We start from the raw sequence: 25,929 nt of genomic DNA, 5'->3' as shown, positions 1-25,929 counted from the left end.
TAACATAAAAAGTGCATAAATTCCTACATTTTGATGTTGGAACTTTTATGCACTTTCATATTAACATTTACAAAAAATAAGCATAATAAATATAGTATTTCAATTTGGTTAAAATAAATTTAACTTGTATTTAACAATAATTTAACAGAGGATTTTGGGAATAAAATGGAAATTCAACTTGTATTTTTAATATAGAATATTATATAATCACATTGTTAATTTGAGAAGATTTTATTACAATTCATATAATATAATTACATATTTATTATATTATAAATAAAAGTTTTCTATATTATAAATAATGGTTAATGTATTGGAAGGAGATATTTAATGACTATTTCTTTTTTTGAATTTTTAAGACAAGTAGTAGAAAATCCGGCATTATTAATAACTGTAATTTTAACTTTAGGAGTTATTTTAGTAAATGGATGGACAGATGCGCCAAATGCTATAGCTACATGTGTATCGACTCGTGCAATAGGACCTCGTTCTGCAATTTTAATGGCAGCTATTTTTAATTTCCTTGGGGTTTTTGTAATGACTATGATAAATGCTAATGTAGCAATGACAATATATAATATGGTAGACTTCGGAGGTGATTCTGGAAACGCCTTAGTTGCTTTATGTGCTTCATTGTTTGCAATTGTAGTATGGGCAACAGCAGCATGGTATTTTGGAATTCCAACAAGTGAAAGTCATGCTTTAATAGCTGGTATATCAGGAGCTGCAATTGCCCTTCAAGGTGGATTTAGCGGTATCAATGGAGGGGAATGGATAAAGGTAGTTTATGGATTAGTACTTTCTACTGGATTAGGATTTGCTATGGGATGGCTTACTGTGAAATTAATAGAAATTATATTCCGTGGAGTTGATCGTAAAAAAACTAGTAGCTTCTTTAAAGGTTCACAAATTGCTGGAGGTGCAGCAATGGCATTTATGCATGGTGCACAGGATGGACAAAAGTTTATGGGAGTATTTATGCTTGGAATATTTTTAGCTAATGGTCAAGGTAGCGTTGAAAATTTTGTTATTCCAATTTGGCTAATGATACTTTGTTCTTTGGTTATGGGATTAGGAACATCTATTGGTGGATATAAGATAATAAAAGCAGTAGGTATGGATATGGTTAAATTAGAGCAATACCAGGGATTTTCAGCTGATTTAGCAGCTGCTGGATGTCTTTTGGTTTCATCAGTAACAGGAATACCTGTAAGTACTACTCATACTAAAACCACTTCTATAATGGGAGTTGGAGCAGCGAAAAGATTAAGCTCAGTAAATTGGGGAGTAGTTAAGGAAATGCTTTGGACGTGGATTCTTACCTTCCCAGGTTGTGGTCTTATTGGATTTTTAATGGCAAAATTATTTATTGGAATTTTTTAGTGTATAAGTTTTAATGGCAATTAATATTATATTATGTTAATTGTTTAAAAGATTGATTAAAACATACATATAAATATAAAAAAATTTTTACACCTAAAGGAGTAGAGTTAAAAATGGCAAATAAAAAGGGAAATAATTATTTCGAAATGTTAGCAGAATTAGTTGATTATTCTTGTAGCGCAGCTAGTCTGCTTAATGAAACTTTGTCTAATTTTGATATAAATATAATAAAGAACAAAATAGATGAAATGCATGAAATTGAACATACAGCAGATATAAAAAAACATGAAATGATGAATAAATTAGCTAAAGAATTTATTACTCCAATTGAAAGAGGAGATATAATAGAATTAGCTCATGAAATTGATAATGTAACAGATGCTATAGAAGATATATTAGCTAGAATTTATATGTTTAATATAATTAGTTTAAGAGAAGAAGCTTTAGAATTTTCTAATGTAATCATAAAAAATTGTGATGCATTAAAAGGATTAATGAAAGAATTTTATAATTATAAAAAGTCTACGTCAATAAATAAGTTAATAATAAATATTAATGATTTAGAAGAAGAAGGAGATAAATTATATACTAGTTGTATAAGAAATTTATATACTAGTTCAAAGGATCCTATTGAATTAATGACTTGGACTGATACATTTAAGTACTTTGAAAGATGTTGTGATGCTTGTGAAAGTGCGGCGAATCTAGTTGAAAGCGTAATAATGAAAAATTCATAATAAATACATAAGAATATAATATAAGGCTGTTGATTTTCAACAGCCTTATTTATTCCTTCAGTTGGTAAATGCTAATATGTAAGTTTACGTTAACTTTGAGTGAAACCAGAGAATAACAAAACTTACATATAAAATTTTTTACAACTCTAATTCTTCAGCTTCTATTTTATAGTTAAATTCTTTATAAGACTTTTTAATATATGATGCTGAACCTATAAATGTTAAAAGATAACCAATAAATAAGTTTTTCATAAACTCACTTCTAATTGAAGGTTCTGATAGAAAATCTGGGACAGATCTTAATGCATCAAAGAATGTTATTTCGTAAAAACTTTTAAATTCAGAGTATATGTCTATGGCTAGTGAAATATGATTTGCTACATAAACCATTATAATAGTGATTATAGAAGTAATAATAACACCTGTTATATTTAGCTTTCCACCAAGTAATTGATAGCCCTTAATGCAACATATGGCAATAGCTAGTCCAGCAATTGCGGCTATATAATTCATTTGATATATTAATATCCAAACTATTGAACCAAGTAGAGCACCTATAAATCCACCAACGATTCCACCGATAATATTGTTACCCTTATTTCGAACGCTATTTTGATTTTCACTAATAGTATTTTTAATTTCAAATTGACAGTTCTTACAACAAGGAATGATATTAGCACCTAGTAAAAATGGTGAAACTTCTATGTTTTCTCCACAAGAGCTACAAGAAGTAACTAAGTTGTTCATAACAGAAAAATCTATGAGTTTATTTAATATAGATAATATTATTTCTGGATTTCTATATTTTTTATAGCCTGGATTATATTGAAGTTGAATGCTGTAAGGTTTATAAGAAGCATAATTAAGCTTTTTAAATTCCTTTTTTAAACCATTAAGAAAAGAATTAATATTATCTACTTCAGATTCATTAGTAAGCTTTATAGGAAAATCAATATAATATATATAATTAATTGAGTTAATTGAAACATTATAATCTCTATATAATCCAAATAAGGCTTCTTTCTTATTGATAGGAGTTAACTGTGTTAATTCAGCAAGTCCTAAAAGTAGTTTATCTTTCATATTAAATCCCCCTTTCATATAAAATCTTAAAACAATGATGATTATACCAGGAATTGGATTAATTATCAATTAATAAATGTAATATTATAATAAATTTCATTAAAATCATAAAAATATTATACAATTTGAATAATACTAAGTAAGAATAAAAGATTAATTGTTAAGAGCTATAGAATATATATGAATGTATTTTGAACATACTATATTTGTATCAATTTTGAAAGGAGATATAGAATGGAAAGATTACATTGTAAGGTAAATGGAATAGCTAATGAAAATATGAAAACACAGTTAAAAAACTCATTAGAAAAGGTTGAAGGTGTTAATCAAGTTTGTGTTGATATGTCAAGAGGCTCTGTAGAAGTTATTTATAATAAACCAGCTACACAGCAAAGTATAAAAAGCTGTATAGAGAATACAGGTCATACAATTGAATAATTATTAGAAGAAAAAGTAGTATATAATAATGTTATATACTACTTTAGTTATATCTAAAGCCACATATATACTATTTTAAAGAGTTGAAATTACGAATTCCTTAAATATTTTTGCTATAGGTGACATATAAGCATTTTTAAGCCATCCCATATAAATCGTTTTATCTTTAATCTTCTCTTCTATTTTTAATATAGAAACAACGTTTGTGTTTATAATAGGTGTATTAGGAACTATAGATATTCCCGCACCTGCCGCTACTAATCCCTCCAACATACTTGCTTCACTAGGTCTTATTGATATTTTAGGAATATAACCTAAGAACTCAGAGTATGAAATCATCTTATCTTTATTATCTATGCAAAAGGCAACAAAAGATTCATTGGCTAATTCTTTTAAGGATATTTTAGATTTATTTGAAAGATGATGATTTTTGGGAACTATTAATACATATTCTTCTTTTCTTATGGGGATTGATTCAATTTCAGAAGGTATAATGATATTTTCTATACATTCATAAAATCCTAAGTCTATTTTTCTAGATTTTAAATCGCATATTATATTTTGTACTGATTCATGATTAAATTGAAATTTAGTATTAGGATTTTTATTCAAGAAATCACTTATTATAAAAGGCATAAAATATGTTCCTATGCTAGAGGTAGATGAAATAGAAATACTGCCTGTATTAGGATTTGTTATTTCCTTTAATTCTTTTATACCTTTATTTATTTCAAGTAAAGCTGCATTTGTATGAAGTAAAAACATTTTTCCGAATCGTGTAAGCTTAATGTTACGACCATTCTTTTCAAATAAAGGAACTTCTAATTCTTCTTCAAGTTTTGAAATTGCTTTACTTAAGGCAGGTTGACTTACTGATAACAAATTAGATGCAGTTGTAAAGTTTTCGGTTTGTGCTATTGTTTTAAAGTACTCTAATTGTTGTAGATTCATTTTATTCTCCTTAATTAAATAACATAGGCATTTTTCAAGTTATATTGATAGTATAATAACTATAACTATTAGTTATGATTTTATGAAAAATATCAATTAGACATATGTAACTTTTGGATGATATAATCACAATATAAGCTTTTGAATTAAACTAATAATATAAAATAATTATAAAATTAATTTATAGTTATGTCAAAATAAAGTGGGGGAATATATTATGATGAAAGTAGATAAAGAAAAATGTATTGGATGTAGTTTATGTGTTAATGATTGTATTGTAAGAGATATAAATCTAGTTAATGGAAAAGCAAATATAAATAATATAACGTGCATTAAATGCGGACACTGTATAGCGGTTTGTCCTAGGAATGCAGTTTCAACAAATGAATATAAAATGGAAGATGTGAAAGAATACAATAAAGAAGAGTTTGAAGTTAATGAAGAAAATTTACTTAATTTCATTAAGTTTAGACGAAGTATAAGAAATTTTAAAGATAAAGATGTAGAAAATGAAAAACTTCAAAAAATAATAGAAGCTGGTAGATTTACTCAAACAGGAAGTAATAGTCAAGATGTTTCTTATGTGGTTATAAAAAATGGAATTGATAAACTAAGAGAAATGATCTTGGAAAGTTTAAGTCAAATGGGACAAGAATTACTAAATAACTTAAATGAAGAAACTATAAAATTTAAAACTTATGCAGAAATGTGGGTAAAAATGTATGAAGATTATAAAGTAAATCCTAAAAAGGGAGACAGAGTATTCTTTAATGCACCAGCAGTAGTACTTGTGATATCTAACTCTCAAGTAAATGGTGCACTTGCATCTTCAAATATGGAACTTATGACTAATGCTTTGGGACTTGGAACGTTCTTTAGTGGATTCTTTATAAGGGCAGCACAAGGGAATAAAAAGATAATGGATTATTTAGGATTAGATGAAAGTAAACAAATCGTAACTTGTATGGTTATTGGATATCCTAATATAAAATATTTAAGAACAACACCAAGAAAAATTGCGGAAATAAGTTGGATGTAATTAATAATAAATTTATTAAAGTAGTAAATTATTTTGCATAGTAAGGAGGAATAAAAATGAAAGTTGAAATTTGGTCAGATATATTTTGTCCATTTTGTTATATAGGAAAACGTAAATTTGAAGCAGCTTTGGAAAGCTTTGATAAAAAGGAAGAGGTAGAAGTTATATATCGTAGTTTTGAACTAAACCCTAATGCATCAAAACATAATGATAAAAATATACATGAACTTATTTCTAGTAAGTATGGAATTACCTATGAAGAAGCTAAGTTAAATAATGATAATATAGTAAGTCAAGCAAAAGAGCTGGGATTAGAATATAATTTTGATACCTTAATACCAACAAATTCTTTTGATGCTCATAGAATGATCCATTTTGCTAAAGAGCATGGAAAAATGGAAGAAATGACAGAAGCTTTATTCAAAGCATATTTTACAGACTCTAGAAATGTAAGTGATTTTAATACTTTAGCTGAAATAGCAAAAAGTATTGGCTTAAATAAAGAAGAAGCTATAAGTATATTAAATACTAATAAATATAGTGATTGCGTAAGAAGTGACGAAAAGTTAGCAGGACGTTATGGAATAAATGCAGTACCATTCTTTATACTTAATGAAAAATTTACAGTATCAGGAGCTCAACCTACTGAATTATTTATAAGAGCTTTAAATAAAGTGATGGAAGATGAGAAAGCTTTTATTGATTTGAACAAGAAAAGTAATGTTGAAAATAAAAGTAATTAGATTAAAAAGCTATGATTACAGTGGTAGTCATAGTTTTTTTCATAGATTAAGTAATTTTAATATATTAATAGAATAAACATAATAATATATTTAGTAAGTATATTAAATGGAGAGTATGTTAATGATAATTTATATTAAGAAGAGAAAAAGTTATTTTTTATTATTTTTATTAGTTTTATTATGTTTTGGGCTTATATTTTATAAATACGTAATACTAAATAATAAAAGGGATTTTATTGTTGGAGCATTTCTCATAAATGAAAAGCTAGAAGAACAACATGAAAAGGAAGTAGTGAATGTATTGGATAATGAAAAATACTTTAGACCATCAAAACTTCCTGTATTAAATAACAACGAAGAAATTAATGAACTTATTAATAATTATTATGATAATAAATTCAATGATATATCAATACCAATGAAATTCATAAATAGTCCAGAGAATACAATTTTAAATTACTTTTCTTTATTAAGAGAAGCAGCTAATCCTGTGAATGGTAAATATATAGGCTGCGGTTCATTAGGGGATGGGGATAAGCCTTATAAAATAGCTTATAACCTTTTTGATGATGAATATAAAGCGAAGGTAAGTTTCAAAAAATACAAAGATTCATTTTCTAATATATTTCATATAAGCTTAATAAAATTTAGAGAAGTACCAAGTGATAATGATGATATTAAATACTTTTATGAAATAGAAGCAATACAAGCTTTAGAAAATAATGTTGCCAGTTTTACTTATTATTATGGATTTATAGAGTTGAGTAAAATAAAAAATGAATATAAGATATCTAATATAAACATAACACCCGAAAATTATCTTTGTGCGCCATATCACGGATGGGTATATGATGCAGAATCAAAAGTTCAAATAGAATACGGAGATTGGTGCAAGTTTATTAAAGAGATTAACAAAACAGAAGTGAATGGATATATCAAGAATTTATATTTCCTTGGAAATGATAATAAAAACTATAAAATACAATTTTATACTTTAACTAATGACTATGATGTAGAAGTAGCTCAATATATTCAAGATAGTAATGGAAAATGGAAAAGAGTAAAGTTAAATCCTGAAGATTGTTTAAAAAATAAAAATGATTAAATATAATAAGTTATTAACATGATAGTAGTGATAAAATAAAGATTTAAGGATTACTAAATTAAATGAAATAATTGATAAATATTATCAATTAGCGAGTAAATACAAGAAAAATAAAAATAAATTAATATAATCGTCTTAGAATCAAATGATAATTATTTTCAATTATTAAAGAAGTGTGATATTATTATCCCATAATTTAATTTTAAAGAGGAGGAAAACCATGGCTAGAGAAAGAGGCCCAAGATTTAAACAGTGTAGAAGACTTGGCTTAAATGTTTCAGGACATCCAAAAGCTATGAATAGATCTGTTAAGGGAACAAGTAGAGCAGATAAAAAATTATCTGAATATGGAGTTAGACTATTAGAAAAGCAAAGATTAAGAGCTTACTATGGGGTTTTAGAAAAACAATTTAGAAAATATGTTGAAGATGCTTTTAAAACTAAAGAAGGCACAACAGGAGAAGCTTTATTAATAAGATTGGAATCAAGACTAGATAATCTTGTATACAGAATGGGTTTTGCTAATTCTATTAGGGCAGCAAGACAAATGGTCAATCATGGACATATCTTAGTTAATGGAAACAAAGTTGATATTCCATCATATAAGGTAGAACCAGGAACAAATATCTCATTAACAGAAAAAGCACGAAAATCTCCAAACTATATTGAAACCATAAAAGCTCATGTAAATACTTTACCTTATATTGAATCTAACTTAGATGAATTTAAGGCTGTTTATACTAGATATCCACAAAGAAATGAATTACCAATAATGATCAATGAAAATCTAATAGTTGAGTTTTATTCTAGATAGTCATTTTGTTAATTATTCTAGCAATATTGTACGGTTCATACTTCTTAAAATTAAAGTATATTTTGCCATGGAAAAAGCTATACAGTGCAGTGTATAGCTTTTTTTTTATAAATAAACTATAGAATTAAACAATTTGGCTACTTACAACAGCCAATAAAGTTTTAGAATCAGTTAAAATTGTTATTTCCTGTGGAATAACAATATCTTCAATAAATACTTTATCATCAGCTTTCATATCAGCAACATTAATTTCGATTGATTCAGGAATTTTTTCAACATTTCCTTGTAAATCTATAAACAAATTATGAGTTTCCAATGTCAATCTCTTAGATTCTAAATTTTCTTGTCCAATAATTTTAATAGGAATTCTCATTTTTATAACTTCATTTGGTTTAATATATTGAAAATCTACATGTAATATTTCATGTAGATTATTTTTCTGAACATCTTTAACCACGCAATTAAATTTTTTATTATCTAATTCAATTTCTATAATAGATCCACTATTGTTTTTTCTAAGCATTCTTCTAAGTTCTGCATTACACATTTTTATAGGAATAGTATTATCAAGGAACTCTCCATATATTATCCCTGGAATTTGACCAGTTTTTCTTAATTTACTTTGATTTGTCTTTACATTTCTTTCATATACTTTAAATGCTAAATTTGACATAATAAATACCTCTTTCATTAACTTTATATTTGATAATAATCATTAAGCTCTATAAAGTTAAGGTGATTGTACTTATAAATATGAGATATTTATGCAACCACACCTAGAGCTTAATTTCAAAGCCCCACATATGCATCATCCTCCTTTGGTTTATTACAATGAGTTTACTTAATAAGCAAAATAAAATCAAAATGTGAAAAGTAATGATTTGGTAATAAAATATAGATTTAATATCGAAGTATTAAAGAAAAATATAGAATATTATGACAAATTGATAAAAGTTAGTATTTATTATTAAACTGGGAAAGTTGATACAATTTCTATATTAGACTAAATAAGTTTTTAATAATTGATTTTATTTTCATCAATTAAATTAAGATAAATAGTATAGTTTAGAAGGAATTATTAAAATGTTTACATAATTATCATTGACATCAATAACTTAGTATGTTAATCTGAAACATATAGTTTTAAAAACTATATATATTAGATTAATATACGAAATTGGAGATAAAATATGATTAAAATTGTATCAGATTCATCAACTCTTTATTCTATCAAAGAAGGACAAGCTAATAAAATCGATATTGCACCACTTACAGTTAGCATTAATAATAAAACATATAGAGAATATGAAGACATTAATACAGAAGACTTTATTGATATAATAAACCAAGGACATATTCCTAAGTCATCTCAACCATCTATTGGAGAAGTTCTAGATATATATAGTAAATATCCAGATGATGAAATAATAAATATTTCTATGGCAGATGGTCTGTCAGGTACATATAATTCAGCATGCATGGCAAAAAATATGGATAACAATCCAGACCGTATAGAGGTTATAAATTCTAAAACTTTATGTGGACCACATAGATATTTGGTAGATTTAGCAGTAAAGCTTTCAGAAGCTAGTTATACAAAAGATGAAATAGTAAAAGAATTAAAAGAAATTATCGAAACATCAAAATCATTTTTAATTCCGCACGATTTTGACTTTTTAGTAAGAGGGGGCAGGATATCATCTATAGTTGGTAAAATTGGTAGTGCAATAAAATTAGTACCGGTTATGACTTTAGCAGAAGATTGTAAATCTCTTATAAAATTTGCTACTAAACGTACATATAAAAAAGCTATGAAAAAGATAAGTGAAGCTTTTTTAGAATGGAATATTGATTCTAGTTATAAAATCTATATTTCTCATGCCTGCAAAGAAGATTTAGCACATGAAGCTAAGGAAATTATATTAGAAGCAATTAAAAATATAGAAATAGAAATTAAGTTGCTAAGTCCTGTATTTACAACACAAGGAGGTCCAGGTTGTGTTGCTATACAAGTAATAAAAAAGCATGATTTATTAAAATAATTGATTCATAGGAGAAGAAATATGAATAAAGGGAAAAGTGAGAATCTAATGAGGAATATTTTAGAATTCCATTGTCCAAGATACAATGAACTCCCTAAAGTTCCACTATATAAGGAGCAAGTTATTGAATATATAGAAAATGTATTAAAAGGAATTAATGTAAGACATAGTGAAAGGCTAATTACTCCGACAATGCTTAATAATTATGTTAAGCAAAAGGTAGTTTCTCCTCCAAAAGATAAAAAATATAATGAAAAGCATCTAGCATATTTAATTATAGTTTGTATATTAAAGCAGGTTTTTACTATACAAGAAATATGTAATTTAATAAGAGGGCAAATAAATACTTGCCCTATAGAAGAAGCGTATGACTTTTTTTGTGTAGAACTAGAAAAGTCTCTAAAGGCTGTTTTTGATACAAGAAATTTTTCTGAACCTAGTTCTGCAAGAAGAGTTACTAGAGAATCAGAAGTTGTTAGATCTACAGTAATGTCTTTTTCTCATAAGATATATATATACGAATATATTTTTGATGAAGTAATAAAAAAAGGTTTCTAATATTAGGGTATTTAATAAATACTTAATATATATGGATAGAGTAGATTTTATATTAAAAGCTTATGATAAAATCCTTTTAAAATGCTATAATGTAATAGAATAATATAAGGGTAAGGTATAAGTTATGAGAAAAAATATTAAAATTAAGCCTAGTAGGCAAGCTTCTATTCCAGGGTTTATAGGTGGAATAATATTTGTTTTAATAGGTATATTTATAGTAATACCTCAATTTGGACTATTCGGATTTTTTTGGACATCCATGGCAGTTGGAATAACTATAACTAATGGTATAAATGTATTTAGTGAAAAAGGAATACCAAGTGAAGAAATTTATATAGAATCAGATGGATACCATGATAGAAATTTTGAAAATAATATAAATCAAGAAAAAGAATTAGACTTTGAAGAGAAATTAAGAAAATTAAAATCGCTAAGAGATGATGGAATTATAAGCGAGATTGAATATGAAGCTAAAAGAATTGAAATATTAAATAAAATAAAGTAGGCTAAGAGAGTAAGTTTATTCATGGTCTGCTTTCACTTCAAGTCAATATAAACTTAATATTGCCACTTGAAAAGTGAAGGTAGGAAAGTATAAAGTGAAACTGTTTTTATACATTGAAATGATAAAGTCGTGGTATAAAGAAATTACCTAAATTTCAAAAACCTTTATACTTTCTTATATTTAAATAGGAGCGTCCTAAAAGGAGCGCTCCTATTTTTTTTATAGATATTTTATTAAATAGTAGTTGTTGGTTGTGTGTAGACTCTTTTAGAAAGCTCTTCATCAATCATATATATAGCAGCAGGATTATCTTCAGCTCTTCTTAGCTTTTTTAATAAAGTATTAAAATTATTTTCTTCTTCGACTTGCTCATCAATAAACCATTTAAGTAGACTAATAGTTGCGTGTTCCTTTTCTTCAAAAGCCATATCAGCTAATTCATAAATTTTGCTAGTTACTAATTGCTCATGTTTATATCCTCTTTCAAATAAATCAATTAAACTATTAAAATCTGATTGAGGTTTAATAATTTCTTTTAATTTAACAACACCATTTTTTTGAAATATGTAATCATAAATTTTCATTGCATGATCTAATTCTTCTTTTGCTTGAATTCTAAAGAAATTTGCAAATCCACTTAGATCTATAGATTCAGCATAAGATGCCATAGCTAAATAAGTATAAGATGAATAAAATTCAAAATTAACTTGTTCATTAAGATTGTTTAAAATCGTATTACTTAACATTTGTACCCTCCTTTATATAAAAGTAAAAAACATACATATAAATGATATAAGATTAGAAAAGTTAACTATAGAAATTAAAAAAAAGTATATAAAAAATATCATTGACTATTTTGAAAGACAATGATAAAATTAGGTATTATAAAAATGTGTATTAATTTAATCATACCACATTTAAAGAAATAAGTCAAGGGGAAAATAAAATTTTTGGAGGTTAATTTATGGAAAATAATATTGTGTCTATTTCAGATTTATTTGTAAGTAAAGAAACTTTTTTAGAAGTTCAAAAATGTAATGAAAAAACTTTAGAATATGGTTTGAAGCTTTCAGCAGAAGATATAAATATAATTTTACAGACAAGAAAAGAATCACTTATAAAAACAGGCCGAATAGAATTAGGCGGAGAGCTAATTCAAAAGATTATATTAACCTTTTGTGATTCACCTTATATTTCTCAATATAACTATATTGAGACTATAGATGATATAATAGAAACTTTTTATTATTATAAAAACGAAACAATGGATGAAATAGGTGATGAGGATTTAATAAATTTAATGAAAAATTATTTTGATAATGAGTGCCAAGGTTCCTTAGATCTTCTTAAGTATAAATATCTAGATAATATTGCACACAATATAAAGTATGGAGTTACAGACTATTTAAATATGAATGAAGACAAAGATGAATATGAAGATGGGGATGATAATAAATAATGAACAAAGTTATTATAAATAATCCAGATAGAATAGAAGAATTATTAAATCAAGAGTATTATTTTCAGTCTTTACTACAATATGCTTATTCAAATAATTTATTAAATAAAGAGCAATTTGAAAATATACAAATTCAAATTATAGGCATTTTAAAAGAATTAGTTGGTTATTATACAATGGGAGAAAGCACTTCAGTTAGAGTAGAAGTAGCAGAAAGTTTACTTTTATCTATATATTATACAATAAGTTTATTCTTGAAAAACAACTTTAAAGCTATTGAGAGTATAGATTTAATTAAAAAGAATAATATCAAAGAGATATTTAATAAAGGGCAAAAGCTTTTAAAAGTTAAACTTAATGAATGCACTACTTTGCTAGAATATATAACAAAGACTAAAATACTAATAAAAAATTATGCTTATATAGATACTATGGAATACGGAATTCCCTTGTTTTTTAAGGAATATAATTTTAGATATGAAAGTCATGAAGTTCCCGGATCTATAGATTATCCGTTAGCTAATTATGAAATAAATTTAGCTGGAGTAGAATATATTGAGAGATATTTGAAAAATTTATATCTAGAAAATTTATTCTGTTCTAATTTTAATTTCAAAGATATAGATGAATTACTAAATGGATATGATAAAAAATCGTATCACCTATTAATAAATGTTTTTAAAATTGTATTAACAAACTCTATAGGATCTATTTTATTAAATAGAAGTGCTAAGAACTTATTAATAACCTCTTCTGATAAAATATATATTGAGTATAAACTTAAAGATTTATCAGAAGCTCAACTTAAAGATAATATATTAATGGCTATAGAAAAAATTTGTAGCGAGTTTTCTATAGATAATCAAGAATTAATAAATTATTTAAATAATATTTCTGTAGAAATTAGTCATGAAATTAATATAAATAAAATAGACAAAATATTTATTACTCCAAATAATGAAAAAGAAAATATTATAAAATATAAAGACAGAAAAAGTATTAAAAATAATTTATTTAGATATGTAACTGAAGAAATTAGAACTTGTAATACTGTAGAAGATAAAATAAAAATAATTAAAGAAGATATTCATAGCTTAAGGGATTTAGTAGATGTATTAGGAGCAGATTGTATTTTTGAACATGAATTTTATAAAGTTTTTAATTCATTAGAGGATATTGAAATAGCGTTATTAATAAAATATTTACCAAGTAATAAGGATTTAGATAGCGATTATGGGACTGAAAGTGAAAAAGAATGGCATGAAAAGCTAAAAGAATATTTAGATTACATTGATGATTATAGAAAAAAGAATATTATGTCATTATCAAATAAAATTGAGATATAAAAAGTATCTAGATGAATTGAATACTTATGGAATTTAGTGTAAAGATAACTGAATTTAGTGAAGAAGCTAATGCAAGGAATTTATTGGCAGTGTTTCATTTATCAATTGAAAGACATATAATATAAACAATAAAGTAACGTATGATAGAAAGGAGAGGATACTATGACTAAACCTATTATTGGAGTTACAGCACTTTTTGATGATGATAGAGACAGTATTTGGATGTTACCCTCTTATTTAAATGTGATTACAGATTTAGGTGGAATTCCTGTTATATTGCCAATTATAGATAATGAAAATGACATTAGAAGAATAGTTAGTAAATTTGATGGATTTGTAATAACTGGAGGACAAGATGTAAATCCTGCTATATATAATGAAAAAAGAGCAGAGTATTGTGGAAATATAAATAATGGCAGAGACACTACTGAGCAGATATTAATAGATGAAGTCCTAAACCTTGATAAACCATTACTTGCCATATGTAGGGGCTTCCAACTTTTAAATGTATATTTAGGGGGAACGTTATATCAAGATATAAAAATAGAAAAAAATAATAATATTGAAAGTGTTCATAAACAAGATAAACCTTATTATGTACCAAGCCATAAAGTAAAAATAAAGGAAAACTCATTATTATTTAATATTACAGGTAAAGAAGAAATATTAGTAAACAGTATGCATCATCAAGCTATAAAGAATTTATCAACACATTTAAAAGTAGCAGCAATAAGTGAAGATGAAATAATAGAAAGTGCTTATATGGATAATAAAAAATTTGTTCTAGGTGTACAATGGCATCCAGAATTATTATATAAAAATTATGAAGAACAAAAAAATATTTTTAAAAAATTTATGCAAAACACTTTATAAAGCATAATTATATTACCAAAAAAATACTTTTAATAACTTTAAATGGAATTTAAATACTATTTATGGAAAAAATAAACATTGTGGCAAAGTGATAGAAAAGTGAGAAAAGAATAAGAAAGCCAAGTTAAACTTGAGCAACAGAGAATACTGCTTTTTACTTATATTAATAATAATAGTAAGATATGATTGTTACTAGTAATTATTAATTCATAAAGTTTGCAAACTATATAATAGAGCTAAGGAGTTGTACTTTGTGGAAGTAAACAGTATTAATCTTAGTCAAGAAGTGTATAGATCTGATGCAGAGAAAATATGCAATTGGCTTAGTGATGAGGAAATAATAAGTTATTTAAATGAAGATACTAATGTAAAAAGAAATTTAATCAACGTTATAAATAGGGTAAACATGCCGATATTAACTCATCTTTTTAATAATAATTGTAGATTTTTTACTATAAAAAATATATATGGAACAATAGGCTTCTTAAGATTAGTTCCTAAAAGTGAATTCGTAGAAGTCGTTATCGCAGTAGGTGAAAAAGATCTATGGGGTAAAGGGATAGGACATAATGCAGTGCTAGAAGCTTTAAAAGTAGCTTTTTTTGATATGAGAGCTGAGTATGTCGTAGCCAAAATTAAAAAGAGTAATAAAAGATCTCAGAATCTTTTTAAAGGGGTAGGTTTTAAACAAGCTAAAGAACTTGAAAAAGAGATTGAATACCATATAAATATGAAATCTTTTATTAAAGTAGCTGCATAGATTTATTTGACTTAACTAATATAAAATAGTAATTATCGTTAAAGTTAAATATTGAGTATAGACACTTAAAATATATTGAATAATTCTGCTTAAAGTATTGATTTTTGTTAATCAATACTTTTTTTATGTTAAAATTAGAAGATAAAAATCCGTAAGAAGTTTTTAAAACAATATGTTAAATTATTGTTGGAGGTAGATATATGAAAAAGGAGGAAAAATGGAAGGCTGTTATAGAGTATGATTCAACATATGATGGAAAGTTTTTTTATGGAGTAAAGACTACGAAAATATTTTGCCGACCATCTTGTAAATCAAAGAATCCAGTTAAGGAAAATGTAATATTCTTCTCTACAGCACAAGGAGCAATTGAAGGTGGATTTAGACCTTGTAAGAGGTGCCGACCTGATTTAATAGAATATAATCCTAGTATTAATATTGCTAATAATATTAAGGATATTTATGATAAATATTACTATGATGAAGAATTAATTAATTCTAAGATAGAAGAATTACATATAGCAAAAAGTCATTTACTAAGAATTTTTAATAAAGTTTTTAATTTAACACCTAGAGTATATATCTCAAAACTTAGGGTAAAAAAAGCAAAAGAACTTTTAAAAACTACTAATAAATCAATTATTGAAATTTCTTATGAATGTGGTTTTAAAAGTTTATCAACATTTTATGACAATTTTAAGAAAGTTGAAGGTATAAATCCTAGAAGTTATCGTATAAAATGATTAATAGTTTATTTGTGAAATAAACTTGAAAGGAGTTATATGAAAAGTATTTTTTACTATAAAACTATAATTGGAGAAATTGGGATTGCTGAAAATGGAAGGGGTATTACAAATATTTATACAAAAGAAAAGCTAAAACTTGAAGATGATGTAGAGATAAGAGAAACTAAACTAATCAAAGAGGCATTAAATCAACTTAATGAGTATTTATCTGGAAGTAGAATGAATTTTAGTATTCCATTAGAGTTAGAAGGAACAGAATTTCAAAGTAAGGTGTGGAATGAACTTATTAATATACCTTATGGGCAAAAGGTAACTTATAAAGAAATAGCAGAAAAAATAGGAAATCCAAAGGCAGCTCGAGCTGTAGGGATGGCTAATAATAAAAATCCAATATTAATAATAATACCATGCCATAGAGTTATAGGGAAAAGTGGGAAATTAGTTGGATATGCAGGAGGTTTAAAAATGAAAGAAAAATTGTTAGAGATAGAAGGTAAAAATCATTTATAGAATTAATATATGTCATAGGAGGGGATAGTTTGGAGGTTAATCTTAGTGAAGATATTAATTTAAAGATTAGGCAAGAGCTAGTAAATTTATCTGAAGAGAATTATAGAGAGTTTTCTTCGAAGCTTTTACCAGGAGTTAAAAATATTCTTGGAGTTAGACTGCCAAATTTAAGAAGGATGGCAAAAGAAATAGCAAAGGATGATTGGAGAAGCTACTTAAATAGTCCAAGAGATTATTACTTTGAAGAGATTATGCTACAAGGTATGGTAGTTGGATACATTAAGGATGTGGATATAGACGAAATTTTAGAAGTTATAAGAAAATATGTAGCAAAGATTAATAACTGGTCTGTTTGCGATAGTTTTTGTAATGGATTAAAATTCACTAATAATAACAAAGAAAAAGTGTGGGAATTTATACAAAAATATATTTTGTCTAAAAATGAATTTGAAGTAAGATTTGCAATCGTTATGTTACTTAATTATTACATAGAAGAAGATTATATTAAATTAGTTTTAAGTAAATTAGATAAGATTAAACATGAGGGATATTATGTTAAAATGGCTGTTGCTTGGGCAATATCAGTTTGCTATGTGAAATATGATGAATTAACAATAAAATATTTAAGGAAAAATAGTTTAGATAATTTTACATATAATAAAACATTACAAAAGATTTGTGAGTCATTAAAGGTCTCTAAAGAAAATAAGGTTATTATCAAAAGTATGAAAAGAAAATAAATAATTATATATAGATAAAGATAGTTAGACGATTTTATAAGGATATTATTAAATCGTCTAATATCATATTACCCCCAAGTTTATAGTCATAGTGAGAATTATTATTCATGGATTTTATAAAACTCCATGTTGCATTCCAAAACTTAACTACAAAAAGGTAGTTTTCTAATTTTTCTTTTAGATATGAAGAGTAGTTTCCAAAATAATTTTTAATCAATTCATTTCTCATTTCATCATTTAAAAACCAAGATAAAGTAGCTAAGTCAAAAAAAATATCTCCCATTCCAGAAAATTCAAAGTCAATAAGATATACAGAATCCTTACTATATAAAATATTAGATATATTTAAATCATTATGACATAATCCGTAATGGATGTTTTGTGTTAAAGTATATTCTAATAAGTTTAGCTTTTTCATTAATATATTTATGTCATGATTAAAGTTAAAATTTGAATTAAGTAAAAAATTAATATTTTCATTAATTATCTTAAAAGGATTAAAGTAATTAGTACATTTTAAGCCATGTAGTTTTTTTAATATAGAAATCAAGTCATTAATGAAAATAGGTGAATTATAAAATTCTAGATTGATTTTAATAGACTTCTTAAATTCACTTAATAAGACTCCAGTATCTTTATTGTGGTAAAGAATATCAGGAGAAATGTTAAGTGGATTAACTATATTTAAAATATCATGTTCATCTGAAAAATTATTAGTATTATTTTTACTTGGAATTCTTAAGACATATTTTGAATTTTGTATTTCCAATAGATAATTTGAATTATTTAGACCACCCAGTTTTTTTAGTAAAATATTTTTAGTTAATGTATTCATAAAATCTCCTAAAAGGCTAGTTTATAGATATATTTTAACATATATTTTTTAGTATTTTAATGAATTTATAAAAATTTGAAAGCATTATCCATAGGGATAATGCTTTTATATTTAAAAAAATTTCAACAAAAATTTTTTTAATATCTTGACAACGGTTTCTAGCTATAATATTATTACATTAACAGGTTAACATGTTAAGTTGTAATTAGGTTAAGTACTAAACCAAAAAAATGACTTTTAAATTTATATAATTAATTATAAAATTCTAAGATTCATAATTACTAAAATGAATTAAAAATCTACTTAGTAGATAATTTAAGAATTTGATATTAATTATTAAATGGAAACTATAACTTGAAGGCCTTAATGATATAACATATAATAAACTTAACATATTAACATGTCATATTATTAAGGAGGAATAGAAATGGTTTCTAAATATCAAATTATAAAACAAGACATTATTCAAATGATTGAAGATAAAAAATTCAAACCCGGAGATAAGATATATTCAGAAGGAGAATTGAAAAAAATTTATAATGTTAGTAGTACAACAGTTGTAAAAGCTCTTCAAGATTTAGTTTTAAGTGGATACCTTATTCGAAAACAAGGTGAAGGTACATTTGTAAGAAAAAACTTTAAGCATAGACGTGCATTTATAGATGAAGGTAGTCCAATAACTCAGGAGTTTAAAGAGCAATATAAAATTGTTGAAAGTAAAAAATTAATTTATGTAAAAGAAATAGAAAATCCAGAAATAGCAAAGAAACTGAATGTTAGATCAAACGATATTTTAGTAGAGTTCTGTCGTGTTGGTTATGTAAATGATAGACCTTGGCATGTACAAAATAGTTATATTCCTAAAAAATATTTAAAAAACTTTCCATATAATGAGCTGAAAGAAAGTAATAGGCTTTCAGATGAATTAAGGAAAATGTTTGGAATAAATTTAATGACATTGCCAATGAAGAAAAAAATAGAAATAGAGTTTCCAATTGTAGAGGATAAGGTATGTGAGATTTTGAAAATAGATAGAAATATACCTGTTTATAAATCAGAAGGAATAACATACTATCCAGAAAAGCAGCCTTTTGAATTTGTTAGAAACTACATACATTATAAATTTTACTCAATTGAAATTCAAACTGAAGATAATGTCGAGTGATGAATAGAAAAAGACATTAAGGAGTTAAAAAAATGCGAGTAATTAAAAAAGAATCATTAGTTGGTAGTGAGCGTTACTTAAATGGAGGATTTTTAACCAAAAAAGAAATTAAAGATGCTTTAGATGATTGTATTAGGAAAATCGATAGAAATATTGAAGTTTTTGGAGAAAAATTTCCAACTCCAGCAACTAAGAATAATACTTATGAAGTGATGGATAATACTGAGTGGACTAATGGTTTTTGGACTGGTATATTGTGGCTAGCATATGAGTACACAAAAGATGAGAAATATAGAAGAATAGCTGAAAAGCATGTAGAATCCTTCCATAATAGAATTATAAATAATATTGAAGTTGAGCATCATGATTTAGGATTTTTATATACCCCATCTTGTGTCAGTTCATATAAATTAACAGAAAATAAATTAGCATATGATGCTGCAGTTATGGCAGCAGATAAATTAATTGGTCGCTATCAAGAAGTTGGTGGATTTATACAAGCATGGGGAGAGCTTGGTGCTCGTGATAACTATAGACTAATTGTAGATTGTCTTTTAAATATCCCATTATTGTATTGGGCTAGTAGCGTAACTGGAGATAGTAAGTATAAGGAAATTGCAGATAGACATTTTGGTACTACTATTTCAAATGCTATTAGAGAAAATGCATCTGCATACCACACTTTTTACTTTGATCCTGAAACAGGAGATCCGATAGGGGGAAAAACAAGGCAAGGTTATTCAGATGACTCTAGCTGGGCTCGTGGACAAGCGTGGTTAATTTACGGAATAGCATTAAATTATTATTATAACCCTCAAAAGGAAAGTTTAGAAAACTTTGAGGCAGTAGCAAATTATTTTATAAATCGTTTACCAGAAGACTTTGTATGCTATTGGGATTTGATTTTTAATGATAATTCAGGACAATCTAGAGATTCATCTTCAGCAGCGATTGCTGTTTGTGGCTTCAATTTAATGGATAAGTTCTTGCCAGAAAGTAATGAAATGAAAAATGTCTACAGACATATAGAGCACATAATTTTAAGAAGTTTGATTAACAATTATACAAAAGAATTAACTGAAGGAGCAACCGCATTATTGAACCATGGAGTTTATTCATGGCATTCAGGCAAAGGCGTTGATGAAGGAAATATATGGGGTGACTATTATTATATGGAGGCATTAATTCGCTTTTATAGTAATTGGAATATGTACTGGTAATTCTATTAATGTAATGGAGGAATAGTTATGGAAAATAAGCCAAATATAAAAAAAATACGTATAGATGAGCGTTTAATTCATGGGCAAGGTACATTATGGGTTAAAAGTTTAGGCGTTAATTTAGTTATAGTAGCAAATGATAAGGTATCGACAGATCCAATTCAACAAACGCTAATGAAAACAGTTATTCCAAAAGAAGTTAATATGCGTTTTTGGACAATTGATAGAACCAATGAGGTTATTTGGAAAGCTGCACCAAACCAAACTATTTTTGTTGTTGTAAAAGATTGTAAGGACGCATTAAGATTAGCTGAAGGCGGATTTCCTATGATGGAAGAATTAAATGTAGGTAATGTGCATGCAGCTGAAGGTAAAGAAAAGGTTTCTCAATTTATTTATTTAGGTGAAGAAGATAAGGAAGCTTTACGTAAATTAAGAGATAAATATAATATTAAATTTGATACTAAAACATCACCAGTATCAAATGATGGTGTTCAAACAATAGAAGCTTTAAATAAGGCGATATTATAGAATAGAGGAGGATTACATTATGGAAATTACATTAGTTCAAGCACTTTTAATTGGACTAGTAACTGCATTTTGTTATGCAGGACAATTATTAGGTATTTATACTAACCGTTCAATTGTTATGGCATTCTTTGTTGGATTAATCTTAGGGGATATCCCAACGGCTCTAACATTTGGGGCATTAGCAGAATTAGCATTCATGGGATTTGGTGTTGGTGCAGGTGGTACAGTTCCTCCAAACCAATTAGGACCTGGAATCGTTGGAACAATAATGGCTATAACTTTAAAAAATCAAGGAGTTACTCCTGAATCAGCCTTATCACTATCATTCCCGTTTGCGGTATTATTCCAATTGCTTACTACTAGTTTATATACTGCTTTCTCTGGAACAACAAGTAATGCTAAAAATTTAATAAAAGAAGGTAAGTATAGTAAATTCAATGTGGTTGCTAATCTTACATTTATAGGCTTCTTAGTTGTTGGATTTATAGTAGGTCTAGCATCAGCAGTAAGTTTACCTGCTTTACAAGCATTTGTTGATGTTCTACCACAATGGTTAGTTAAAGGATTCTCAGTTGCTGGTGGACTTGTACCTGCAATAGGATTTGCAATGATTATGTCAGTTATGTTAAAGAAAGAATACATTCCATATGTGTTATTAGGATATATATGTGTTTCATATTTAGGATTACCAACTATGGCTACTGCACTAGTCGGAGCAGTATTTGCAATAATTATGTATAACTTAAATACAGAAAAAGCACAAGTTGTAGTAGCTAGCACTTCAAATGTTGCTGTAGAAGAGGAGGATTTTTCAAATGGCATCTAGAAAACCGGTATTAACATCAAAAGATTATTTAAATACTTCTTTAAGAGCTTATTATCTACAAAATGGATTTAACTATAATTCATATCAAGGAACAGGATATTTATTTGCAATATTACCAGCGTTAAAGAAAATTTTTAAAAATGAACCAGATAAGCTAAAAGAAATAGCTGGTGGAAATATTGAATTTTATAACACAAGCCCTCATATGGTACCTTTTATAACAAGCTTACAATTAGCAATGCTTGATCATGGTGAAGATGTAGAAGATGCTCGTAGCATTAAAATGGCTTTGATGGGCCCTTTAGCAGGTATTGGTGATTCTCTTGCACAATTTGGTGTAGCTCCATTATTTTCAACAATTTTTGCTGGATTAGCAATGGATGGATTAAGCTTTGCACCTATGGCTTTCTTTATAACTATAAATGTTACATTGTTTATTGTTAAATTGTTAATGGGACATTTAGGATATAAACTTGGAACTAGTGTAATTGCTACTTTAAGTGAAAAAATTGGACAAATATCTCATGCAGCAAATATTGTTGGTGTTACTGTAATTTCTGCATTAGCAGTTTCGTTTGTAAAGGCGAAGATAGGTATTCAATACGCTACTACCCTTGCAGCAGGAGCTGATACAAAAGAACAAGTAGTTTCTCTTCAAGGAATTTTAGATAAGATACTTCCAAATATGTTACCTGCTGTTATTACTATAATAGTATTTGTATTAGTAAAAAAATATAAATGGTCAACATATAAGTTACTAGCTTTATTATTTGCATTAGGTATAGTACTTTCATACTTTGGTATCCTGGTTTAGGAGGTATTGAAATGCAAAAGATAATTATAGTAGGACATGGAAATTTTCCAAGTGGAATTTTATCAGCAGTATCTCTACTAGTAGGAGAAAATGAAAATATTATAGGTCTAAATTTAAATGGTGAATTAACACATGAGCAATTTGAAGAACAATTAAAATCTATTTTAGATCAGAACGATCATGCTATAGTACTAGCAGATTTAACTGGAGGAGCTCCTCATCAAATCTCAGCTCGTTTAGTATTAGAATCTGGTAATAAAAATCAATATGTTATTTCCGGGGTTAATCTGGCATTAATTGTTGATATAGTAATGAAAAGTCTTTTTGGTGAAGTTTCAGATGATGAACTGCAAGATACATTACTTAAGTCTATTGATGAATGTAAAGAAACAACTACTCTATTAAGTGCTAGGATGATGGGATAATGAGTAAAAATAATATAACTTTTATAATAATAATTATTATAACATCTTTAGCATTTTTTATACTATCGTCAATTATTCAATATAAAAGAGTAAAGAAGAATAGTGAAGAACATTCAAGTTTTCTTGAAGGGCTTAAAATTGGTGAAAAAATTGTATTGAGTTCAGGAGTTTTGGGCGTGATATTGCATAAGAATAAAGATAGTTATTCTATAGAAATAGCTAAAGATGTTATAATAGAAGTTTTACCATCTAGTATTATAGGAAGAAGAAAATGAGGATATTAAATTATGATAACTTTTGATTTAGTGAACAGGTATAGTAGTGAATTTTTAAAAGGAACTTGGGAAGAAAAAGTTAAAAGTAATTGTAGTAAGGAAATAAAAAGAGCAAGATTTCAAGGTAATTTATTATGTGAAAATATAATTATTTATAATGATCCTATGGATATGGAATCAACCTCTATCCCATATATATTTGATGGAGTTAATTGGAATAAATCTCTTAATGGAGATCCAGAATGGATTTTTATGTTAAGCAGACATGGATTTATGATTGACTTAGCTGTAGCCTATAGGCTTACTAAAGATAGAAGATATTTATTAAAATGGAAAGATTATTTGTTTAGTTTTATAACTCATAATGGAATTCCATCAGAAAACAACAAAGATTCTTGGCGTAATATTGATACTGGAATAAGATTATCAAATTGGATGAGAAGCCTTATATATTTAGGTCGTGATCTAGTTTTATCAACAGAAGAGTTAAAACTTTTTGAGGAGTCTTTAAAAGTACACTTAAACTATCTTTATGAAGAGTATAAACCAAAGCAGCTCTTAAGTAACTGGGGGGTACTATTAGTAACGGGAATATTATCGGTATCGATATTATTTCCTGAACTAGTAGATGAAGATCATAAAAATTGGGCGTGGAATTTATTGAGTGATCAAATTGAAATACAATTTTATAAGGATGGAATTCAATGGGAACAAAGCCCTCTTTATCATCATGAAGTTGTTTTGAGTATTGCTTATGTAATAATGCATGCAGAATATACAAAGCAAGAAATGAAGGTAAATATTCGTGAGAAGTTAAAACCGTTAATTTATGCATCACAATATTATGTTAAACATAATAATAAATTATTATCACTACATGATAGTGACGGTGTCGATTTTTCTTACGTATATAGTATATATAGATGTTTAGGGTTAACGTCTGAAAAAGTATATAATAATGAAAAAGGAATTTTATTTGTTGGTAAGAAATATGATAAAATGTCTAATTTCAATTATGAAGAAAATGAAAATATTAATGGGTGTTTTAAGCAAAAAGATAGTGGTTTTTTAGCATATAAAGATAAAAAACATTTGATAACAATGTTTAATGGACGTCATGGTAGTGGACATGGTCATGCATCACTTGGAAGTGTAACAATAAGTTTGAATAAAGAAGATTTAATAGGAGATCCAGGTAGATTTACATATCAACAGGATTCTGTTATTAGAAGCAGTTTAAAAAGGCAATGGATGCATAACACAGTGGATGTTGATAATAAAGAGGGATTTATTATTAATGGAGCTTGGTCTTATGACGAAATACAAGATCCTATATCTAATAATTATGTTCAAGATGGTAATTATATAGTATTAGAAAGTTCTTGGGTTGGAAAATCAATAAATAAGCTAAAAAATAAAAAAGATATCCAAGGGGAAGAACTATATATAATTAAAAGAACTGTTTTTATACAGTCAGAAATGAATATTGTTATTATATTTACCAATATTGAATATCCAGGCAAACATAAATGGCGTTCAATTTATAATATTGAGCCAACAGCAAAATGCATTAATGGTGAAAAATATATAATGAAGACAAATAAAAGAAATTTTGCAGCGGATGTTTTATATGGTGAGAAATTTAAACACAGTAAGAGTATATTTTCTAATAAATATAATCAATTATGTAATAATGATAAATTGATATCAGAAGAATTTTTTACAGACAGAGGCAATAAAGTAGAAGCATTTTATGAGTATGATTTATTAAGTGTTAGGAAAGTAAATGTTCATCAAAATGGGAGCAATTCATCAGCAGATAAAGATAAAATAATAGGCTTTGAAATTAAAATTAACGATACAAATAAGAAATTTTCTGTTTATTATTGTGCTTATGATACTTTTAAAGGCGATAAGCTTTATATAAGTGAAAACAACCATAGCATATATGGAAAATTAACTGTATTTGATGAAAAAAATAGAAGAATAAAGTTATTATAGGATTTAAG

30 protein-coding genes are annotated in these 25,929 nt (G+C 26.6%); 25 read left to right on the top strand and 5 right to left on the bottom strand.

Annotation, left to right across the window (positions count from 1 at the left end):
- The first annotated feature begins 330 nt into the window (after window positions 1–330).
- Together ABDZ60_RS07495 and ABDZ60_RS07490 are read left to right on the top strand one after the other, a co-directional pair.
- Window positions 331–1,383: an inorganic phosphate transporter gene (locus tag ABDZ60_RS07495; RefSeq protein WP_047002238.1), complete on the top strand. Its 1,053-nt coding sequence runs from the start codon at window positions 331–333 to the stop codon at window positions 1,381–1,383.
- A 113-nt stretch (window positions 1,384–1,496) separates the two neighbouring features.
- Window positions 1,497–2,120: a DUF47 domain-containing protein gene (locus ABDZ60_RS07490; protein ID WP_016208944.1), complete on the top strand. Its 624-nt coding sequence runs from the start codon at window positions 1,497–1,499 to the stop codon at window positions 2,118–2,120.
- 138 nt (window positions 2,121–2,258) lie between these two features.
- On the opposite strand, the gene ABDZ60_RS07485 is transcribed toward ABDZ60_RS07490, so the two are convergent.
- Window positions 2,259–3,203, bottom strand: coding sequence for a hypothetical protein (locus ABDZ60_RS07485; protein WP_343777253.1), 945 nt, complete (start codon window positions 3,201–3,203; stop codon window positions 2,259–2,261).
- A gap of 234 nt (window positions 3,204–3,437) precedes the next feature.
- Between ABDZ60_RS07485 and ABDZ60_RS07480 the strand changes: the two genes are divergently transcribed.
- Entirely contained in the window at window positions 3,438–3,641 is a 204-nt protein-coding gene (locus ABDZ60_RS07480; RefSeq protein ID WP_016208943.1) for a heavy-metal-associated domain-containing protein, read from the top strand.
- A 75-nt stretch (window positions 3,642–3,716) separates the two neighbouring features.
- Here ABDZ60_RS07480 and ABDZ60_RS07475 read toward each other — a convergent pair whose 3' ends face one another.
- Entirely contained in the window at window positions 3,717–4,592 is an 876-nt protein-coding gene (locus tag ABDZ60_RS07475) for a LysR family transcriptional regulator (RefSeq protein WP_343777251.1), read from the bottom strand.
- A 217-nt stretch (window positions 4,593–4,809) separates the two neighbouring features.
- On the opposite strand from ABDZ60_RS07475, the gene ABDZ60_RS07470 reads away from it, so the two are divergent.
- The 4 genes from ABDZ60_RS07470 to rpsD all read left to right on the top strand — a co-directional run bounded on the left by ABDZ60_RS07470 (window position 4,810) and on the right by rpsD (window position 8,293).
- The gene (locus ABDZ60_RS07470) at window positions 4,810–5,631 is read left to right on the top strand and encodes a nitroreductase family protein (protein WP_016208941.1); all 822 of its coding nucleotides are present in this window, start codon (window positions 4,810–4,812) and stop codon (window positions 5,629–5,631) included.
- 56 nt (window positions 5,632–5,687) lie between these two features.
- Window positions 5,688–6,374: a DsbA family oxidoreductase gene (locus ABDZ60_RS07465; RefSeq protein WP_343777248.1), complete on the top strand. Its 687-nt coding sequence runs from the start codon at window positions 5,688–5,690 to the stop codon at window positions 6,372–6,374.
- 121 nt (window positions 6,375–6,495) lie between these two features.
- The gene (locus tag ABDZ60_RS07460; protein WP_343777246.1) at window positions 6,496–7,479 is read left to right on the top strand and encodes a hypothetical protein; all 984 of its coding nucleotides are present in this window, start codon (window positions 6,496–6,498) and stop codon (window positions 7,477–7,479) included.
- Between the two features lie 220 nt (window positions 7,480–7,699).
- The gene (rpsD, locus tag ABDZ60_RS07455; RefSeq protein WP_343777244.1) at window positions 7,700–8,293 is read left to right on the top strand and encodes a 30S ribosomal protein S4; all 594 of its coding nucleotides are present in this window, start codon (window positions 7,700–7,702) and stop codon (window positions 8,291–8,293) included.
- Window positions 8,294–8,417: 124 nt separating this feature from the next.
- On the opposite strand, the gene ABDZ60_RS07450 is transcribed toward rpsD, so the two are convergent.
- Window positions 8,418–8,966, bottom strand: coding sequence for a 50S ribosomal protein L25 (locus ABDZ60_RS07450; RefSeq protein ID WP_016208937.1), 549 nt, complete (start codon window positions 8,964–8,966; stop codon window positions 8,418–8,420).
- A 517-nt stretch (window positions 8,967–9,483) separates the two neighbouring features.
- On the opposite strand from ABDZ60_RS07450, the gene ABDZ60_RS07445 reads away from it, so the two are divergent.
- The 3 genes from ABDZ60_RS07445 (at window position 9,484) to ABDZ60_RS07435 (ending at window position 11,398) form a co-directional block, all read left to right on the top strand.
- The gene (locus ABDZ60_RS07445) at window positions 9,484–10,335 is read left to right on the top strand and encodes a DegV family protein (protein WP_016208936.1); all 852 of its coding nucleotides are present in this window, start codon (window positions 9,484–9,486) and stop codon (window positions 10,333–10,335) included.
- Window positions 10,336–10,356: 21 nt separating this feature from the next.
- Window positions 10,357–10,893 carry a DUF1836 domain-containing protein gene (locus ABDZ60_RS07440; RefSeq protein ID WP_016208935.1) on the top strand — a complete coding sequence of 179 codons (537 nt, stop codon included), beginning with the start codon at window positions 10,357–10,359 and terminating at the stop codon, window positions 10,891–10,893.
- A 124-nt stretch (window positions 10,894–11,017) separates the two neighbouring features.
- Window positions 11,018–11,398, top strand: a complete 381-nt coding sequence (locus ABDZ60_RS07435; protein WP_016208934.1) for an SHOCT domain-containing protein — start codon at window positions 11,018–11,020, stop codon at window positions 11,396–11,398.
- A 233-nt stretch (window positions 11,399–11,631) separates the two neighbouring features.
- On the opposite strand, the gene ABDZ60_RS07430 is transcribed toward ABDZ60_RS07435, so the two are convergent.
- Window positions 11,632–12,144 carry a ferritin gene (locus tag ABDZ60_RS07430; protein WP_343777240.1) on the bottom strand — a complete coding sequence of 171 codons (513 nt, stop codon included), beginning with the start codon at window positions 12,142–12,144 and terminating at the stop codon, window positions 11,632–11,634.
- A 218-nt stretch (window positions 12,145–12,362) separates the two neighbouring features.
- Here ABDZ60_RS07430 and ABDZ60_RS07425 point away from each other — a divergent pair, with 218 nt between their 5' ends.
- From ABDZ60_RS07425 to ABDZ60_RS07395, 7 genes are all read left to right on the top strand, one after another.
- The gene (locus ABDZ60_RS07425; protein WP_343777238.1) at window positions 12,363–12,857 is read left to right on the top strand and encodes a DUF6323 family protein; all 495 of its coding nucleotides are present in this window, start codon (window positions 12,363–12,365) and stop codon (window positions 12,855–12,857) included.
- Window positions 12,857–14,203, top strand: a complete 1,347-nt coding sequence (locus tag ABDZ60_RS07420) for a DUF6179 domain-containing protein (RefSeq protein WP_343777236.1) — start codon at window positions 12,857–12,859, stop codon at window positions 14,201–14,203. The genes ABDZ60_RS07425 and ABDZ60_RS07420 overlap by 1 nt, the downstream gene beginning before the upstream one ends.
- A 162-nt stretch (window positions 14,204–14,365) precedes the next feature.
- Window positions 14,366–15,076, top strand: coding sequence for a gamma-glutamyl-gamma-aminobutyrate hydrolase family protein (locus ABDZ60_RS07415; RefSeq protein WP_047002234.1), 711 nt, complete (start codon window positions 14,366–14,368; stop codon window positions 15,074–15,076).
- 253 nt (window positions 15,077–15,329) lie between these two features.
- Entirely contained in the window at window positions 15,330–15,836 is a 507-nt protein-coding gene (locus tag ABDZ60_RS07410) for a GNAT family N-acetyltransferase (RefSeq protein WP_016208928.1), read from the top strand.
- Window positions 15,837–16,036: 200 nt separating this feature from the next.
- On the top strand, window positions 16,037–16,576 hold the full coding sequence (locus tag ABDZ60_RS07405) for a bifunctional transcriptional activator/DNA repair enzyme AdaA (protein WP_016208927.1): 540 nt from the start codon (window positions 16,037–16,039) through the stop codon (window positions 16,574–16,576).
- 39 nt (window positions 16,577–16,615) lie between these two features.
- Window positions 16,616–17,089, top strand: coding sequence for a methylated-DNA--[protein]-cysteine S-methyltransferase (locus ABDZ60_RS07400; protein WP_016208926.1), 474 nt, complete (start codon window positions 16,616–16,618; stop codon window positions 17,087–17,089).
- 53 nt (window positions 17,090–17,142) lie between these two features.
- Complete coding sequence (locus tag ABDZ60_RS07395; protein ID WP_047002285.1) at window positions 17,143–17,829, top strand: DNA alkylation repair protein; 687 nt, start codon at window positions 17,143–17,145, stop codon at window positions 17,827–17,829.
- A gap of 34 nt (window positions 17,830–17,863) precedes the next feature.
- Here ABDZ60_RS07395 and ABDZ60_RS07390 read toward each other — a convergent pair whose 3' ends face one another.
- A complete protein-coding gene (locus ABDZ60_RS07390; RefSeq protein WP_343777232.1) occupies window positions 17,864–18,664 on the bottom strand; it encodes a phosphotransferase in 801 nt (266 codons plus the stop codon).
- A gap of 427 nt (window positions 18,665–19,091) precedes the next feature.
- On the opposite strand from ABDZ60_RS07390, the gene ABDZ60_RS07385 reads away from it, so the two are divergent.
- Genes ABDZ60_RS07385 through ABDZ60_RS07350 form a run of 8 tightly spaced genes read left to right on the top strand, consistent with a single transcriptional unit; the run spans window position 19,092 to window position 25,921 of the window.
- Complete coding sequence (locus tag ABDZ60_RS07385) at window positions 19,092–19,829, top strand: GntR family transcriptional regulator (RefSeq protein ID WP_016208389.1); 738 nt, start codon at window positions 19,092–19,094, stop codon at window positions 19,827–19,829.
- Window positions 19,830–19,861: 32 nt separating this feature from the next.
- Window positions 19,862–21,049: a glycoside hydrolase family 88 protein gene (locus tag ABDZ60_RS07380; protein WP_343777229.1), complete on the top strand. Its 1,188-nt coding sequence runs from the start codon at window positions 19,862–19,864 to the stop codon at window positions 21,047–21,049.
- Window positions 21,050–21,076: 27 nt separating this feature from the next.
- The gene (locus ABDZ60_RS07375) at window positions 21,077–21,580 is read left to right on the top strand and encodes a PTS sugar transporter subunit IIB (protein WP_047002231.1); all 504 of its coding nucleotides are present in this window, start codon (window positions 21,077–21,079) and stop codon (window positions 21,578–21,580) included.
- A gap of 19 nt (window positions 21,581–21,599) precedes the next feature.
- Window positions 21,600–22,406, top strand: a complete 807-nt coding sequence (locus ABDZ60_RS07370; RefSeq protein WP_343777226.1) for a PTS mannose/fructose/sorbose/N-acetylgalactosamine transporter subunit IIC — start codon at window positions 21,600–21,602, stop codon at window positions 22,404–22,406.
- Window positions 22,396–23,220 (top strand): PTS system mannose/fructose/sorbose family transporter subunit IID, encoded by an 825-nt coding sequence (locus ABDZ60_RS07365; RefSeq protein ID WP_047002229.1) that lies wholly within the window; start codon window positions 22,396–22,398, stop codon window positions 23,218–23,220. Before ABDZ60_RS07370 ends, ABDZ60_RS07365 begins: the two co-directional genes overlap by 11 nt.
- A gap of 11 nt (window positions 23,221–23,231) precedes the next feature.
- A complete protein-coding gene (locus tag ABDZ60_RS07360) occupies window positions 23,232–23,645 on the top strand; it encodes a PTS sugar transporter subunit IIA (RefSeq protein ID WP_016208386.1) in 414 nt (137 codons plus the stop codon).
- Window positions 23,645–23,920 (top strand): preprotein translocase subunit YajC, encoded by a 276-nt coding sequence (locus ABDZ60_RS07355; protein WP_016208385.1) that lies wholly within the window; start codon window positions 23,645–23,647, stop codon window positions 23,918–23,920. The genes ABDZ60_RS07360 and ABDZ60_RS07355 overlap by 1 nt, the downstream gene beginning before the upstream one ends.
- A gap of 12 nt (window positions 23,921–23,932) precedes the next feature.
- A complete protein-coding gene (locus ABDZ60_RS07350) occupies window positions 23,933–25,921 on the top strand; it encodes a heparinase II/III family protein (RefSeq protein WP_343777222.1) in 1,989 nt (662 codons plus the stop codon).
- Window positions 25,922–25,929: the final 8 nt, after the last annotated feature.

The sequence above is a fragment of the Clostridium sartagoforme genome, from assembly GCF_039521405.1.
Taxonomy (GTDB): Bacteria; Bacillota; Clostridia; order Clostridiales; family Clostridiaceae; genus Clostridium; species Clostridium sartagoforme.
This window is presented reverse-complemented; position numbering and strand designations above follow the sequence as displayed.